Source organism: Nonomuraea candida, from assembly GCF_000725485.1.
GTDB lineage: Bacteria > Actinomycetota > Actinomycetes > Streptosporangiales > Streptosporangiaceae > Nonomuraea > Nonomuraea candida.
This window is the reverse complement of sequence record NZ_JOAG01000106.1, coordinates 1-3,618: the sequence shown is the minus strand read 5'-3', so window position 1 is coordinate 3,618 and position 3,618 is coordinate 1. Positions and strand designations below refer to the sequence as shown.

The 3,618-nt window shown below is 69.9% G+C and carries 3 protein-coding genes; 1 reads left to right on the top strand and 2 read right to left on the bottom strand.

Annotated elements, in window-relative coordinates; genetic code table 11:
* Together IO39_RS43190 and IO39_RS43185 are read right to left on the bottom strand one after the other, a co-directional pair.
* Positions 1 to 2,551 (bottom strand): Tn3 family transposase (locus tag IO39_RS43190; protein WP_157549814.1); only part of this gene is annotated, 2,551 nt, incomplete at its 3' end.
* Between the two features lie 179 nt (positions 2,552 to 2,730).
* Positions 2,731 to 3,090 (bottom strand): DUF4158 domain-containing protein, encoded by a 360-nt coding sequence (locus IO39_RS43185; RefSeq protein WP_052424144.1) that lies wholly within the window; start codon positions 3,088 to 3,090, stop codon positions 2,731 to 2,733.
* Positions 3,091 to 3,234: 144 nt separating this feature from the next.
* Here IO39_RS43185 and IO39_RS43180 point away from each other — a divergent pair, with 144 nt between their 5' ends.
* Complete coding sequence (locus IO39_RS43180; RefSeq protein WP_043637472.1) at positions 3,235 to 3,468, top strand: hypothetical protein; 234 nt, start codon at positions 3,235 to 3,237, stop codon at positions 3,466 to 3,468.
* The last annotated feature ends 150 nt before the right edge of the window (positions 3,469 to 3,618 follow it).

Genomic DNA, 3,618 nt, shown 5'->3' with positions numbered 1-3,618 from the left:
GTTCCGGGCGGTTGAACGGGTAGAACCCGTGGAAGTTGATGTGCTCGAACAGCAAGGGCGAGAGGCGGGCACGGATCTCCGGCGTGACTTCGCCGCCCTTGATGCCCAGTTCGCCGGCCTCCAGACGCTTCACGGCCGCGTCGATATAGAGCGAATTCCACCAGACGATCGCATTGATCCCCAGCCCCAAAGCCCCGACCTGGTCCTCCATGCCGCGTTGATAGCCGCGGATCAGCCGGCCGAGGTTGCCGAAGAACACCCGCCGGGCCAGCGTGTGGCGGGACTCGCCGACGTTCAGCTGCGCCCCGATCATCCTGCGGTAGTCCTCCACGTGCAGGACCTGCAGCAGGTGGAGCGTCTTGAAGATGCGGCCGTAGTGGGCGAAGGCGTTGCCCAGGCCGGTCAGGCGGCCGTCGGCGGTCATCATCTTGATCAGGTCGTAGGCGCGGACCTGGTTCGTGGACAGGGATCCGGCCACCCGGGCCATGTCGTCCCAGTGCTGCACGATGGCAGGGATGGAGACGCGGCGCAGTCCCAGGCTGTTGAAGGCGCCCCAGCCGTTGGTGGCGCGCGTGCCGGTGGTCAGGCCGCCCTCCAGCATCGCCGTGTCGATCCACCACAGCTGGGTGTCGGAGATGTCGGCGTGCCGGGGCGCGAACTGGTAGCCGCACATGGCGAACATGCCGTACACCAGGTCGCTGTAGCTTCCCGTGTCGGTCACCACCACCTCGGGCTGCTCGGTGGCGTCCAGGCGGTGGATGGCGTCCAGGATGTACAGCGAGTCGCGCAGCGTGCCGGGCACCACCAGCCCGCCCAGCCCCATCACCTTGTCCGAGACGACGTTCAGCCAGGTGGCGCCCCTCGGCCTCTTCCCGACACCGAAATAGAGAGGGGACGGCCGGGCGTATAACGAGCGGACCGGGACGACGAACCGCATCCCGTCCACCGACGCGACCAGCCCGCCGCCCCAGTCGGCGGTGATGTCGATCTCGGCCTGCTGGTCCGCCAGCCGCCCGGACGCCGCGGCGATGCCCTCGCCGTGGAAGTAGCCCTTCTCCACGCCGATCAGCCGGGCCGCGGTCAGCGCGGGCGTCCCGGCCTTGATCACCGGGATCAAGCCCACGTTGCACGAGCGCGCCACCGTCAGCGCGGCCAGGGTGATGTCGAGGTCGTCGCGGCGCACGTGCGAGCCGGTGATGTGGGTGAAGTAGTCGAACATGCCGGTGCGGGCGTGCACCTCCAGCAGCAGCTCGGGATAGTCGATGCGGGGCAGCATCGCCTGCACCGCGTCGTGTATCGCGGTGAACCCTTCCGGCTCCGGGGCCGCCTGTAGCCGGGCCAGGTGCAGCTTGCCGCCCTTGATGGACACCGCCGCGTTGTCCGGCAGCCCGGCGGCGACCTCCCGGTAGGCGCCGTCCAGCAGGTCGGCCAGCTCGCGCAGGTGCACGGCCGGGTCGGCGTCCAGCCCGAGCGAGGTCAGCACCGAGGCGCGCTCGCGCACCCACAGCCGTTCCTCGATCAGCCGGGCGCGCGGGTTGCCCCACTTGTCGGCGCCGACCGCGTAGATGTCGCGCCGTCGCAGAGCCGCGTGCAGGGCCTCCAGGATGCAGAAGGTGTAGGCGGGCCTGTCGATCAGCGGCGGGTCCAGCTTCGGGTTGCCGAACACCAGGCGCCGCCAGGAGCCGGTCACCATGTCCTCGAACCCCTTGATGTGCTCCCGTCCGGGCTTGCGCGCGGCCATCAGGCGGGGCAGCGCGCGCAGCGCGGCCAGGATCGGCGAGCCCGCCGCGGTGCATCCCCAGGGGATCACCGAGGCCAGCATGTCGATGAAGGGCTTAACGGTGCCGAAGCGGTCGAGGAGTTCCACCCGCCATTCCAGGTCGCCGTCGTCCTCGGTGGTGGGCAGCGGCAGCAACTCCAGCACCGTCTCCACCGCGGCCGCCAGCTGCTGCCGGGAGACCACCTGCTCGACCTGGTCCAGCACCTCCGGCACGGTGAGCACGTGCGGCTCGCCGCCCGGGCCCTGGCCTTCCTCCTCTGGGCCGGAGGGTGGCGTCTCCAGCAGGATCGTCCACGCGGTCGCCAGCCGGGAGGCGGCCACCCGCAGCCGGGGCAGGTTGCACAGCTTCTCCTTGTCGGCCGCCCTGCCGGCCCGGGCCAGCAGCACCGTCGACATCAGCAGGTCGAACAGCAGCAGCGCGTCATCGACGGCGGTGCCCTCCAACTGCCGCACCGTGGCCAGCAGCGTGGCCAGGCGGCGGTCGTCCTCCAACTGTTTGATCCGGAACGCCTTGGCCGTCATCCCGAACCGGGCCAGCTCGGCCAGCTTCACCGGCGCAACCTCGCTACAGTCCACCGCCCCGGTGCCCAGCCCCAGCACGTAGGAGGTGCGATCCAGGGCCTGCTCCATCCCGGTGCCCGACACCTTGGTCACCGCGGTGCGCATCCACTCCAGGGTGGAGACCTTGCGCAAGAGCCGGGACTCGCGCCGGGAGCTGTTCGACCGGGCGGTGCTGTGGCTGATCAACAACCGGGTGCTGCTCCTTGCCATCCGGCACCTGCAGGGTCTCCACCAACTCGGCCCGCATCGGCGGCGGCGCGGCCTCGGCCAGCGCGCGGTTGATCGCCTCCAGCTCGACCCGCCGCACCTCGGTCACCAACCGGGACAAGGTGGTGATGCCCGGCGAACACCCCCTACGAGCACGCCGGAAAGATCCGGACCATGCTCGGCTATCGCGAGTTCTCCGCCGCGGAAGAGGAAGTGGCGACCTTCATCGCCTCCCGGGACGGGCGATCGCCGTACAGCTTCACCACCGAGGCGTCGGCGATCCCCAGCTGCTCGGCCACGTACTCGACCACCACCTGAGGCACGTCGGCCGGGCCGGAGTCGGTCAGGAACGTGCCGAGCATGCGCACCGTGCCCCACTGGATGGCCCAGCCCAGGCGGTTGTGCAAGCGCCGTTTGTCCCGCGCTTCTTCCAGCGCGGCGGCGTCCAGGAAGAAGAGCCTCTCCAGTTCTTCCGGCGTCGGGTCCGCCACGAACCGGCCATACCGGTCAACTTGTGCGGCGGACAAATACTCCTGTGCCACAACGCGTCACGCTACGCGCACCTTAGATCACTACCCGCTGGTACGCCCAAATCGAGACCGACTCTCGCGCCGCGTGCTGGACGCGATCGCGTTGCCGGTGGCTTAGCGGGAATTTCCGGCCGGATATGACCACGACCCCAAGACGTGCCCTTCCGTGAGGGGATCGAGCAGCGCATGCGGGAGCAGCTCCTCGGCAAGGCGGTCGCGGAGGGGTACGTGCCGGTGGCGCTGCCCACCGCGGCCTACCGGTACTTCACCGAGCCGGCGTTCTACCTGCCGTCGCGCGGCCCGTGGCGGCGGCCGGTGCCGCCGGAGCTGGGCGTGCCGTGGGAGTGGATCGAGGTCGAGCTGTCAGTGCCCGTGCGTCGGATCGCGTAGGAAGCAGCGAGCAGTGGGTGGTTTCCACCGCCCGCCGCCGCCCCCAGTGGATAGGCTCGCCAGGTCACAGCGACAGGGGAGGCTGACGTGACCGGCGGGGTCCAGGAAGTCGAAGTGAAGTACCGGGTCGCCAACGTCGGCGCTCTGGAG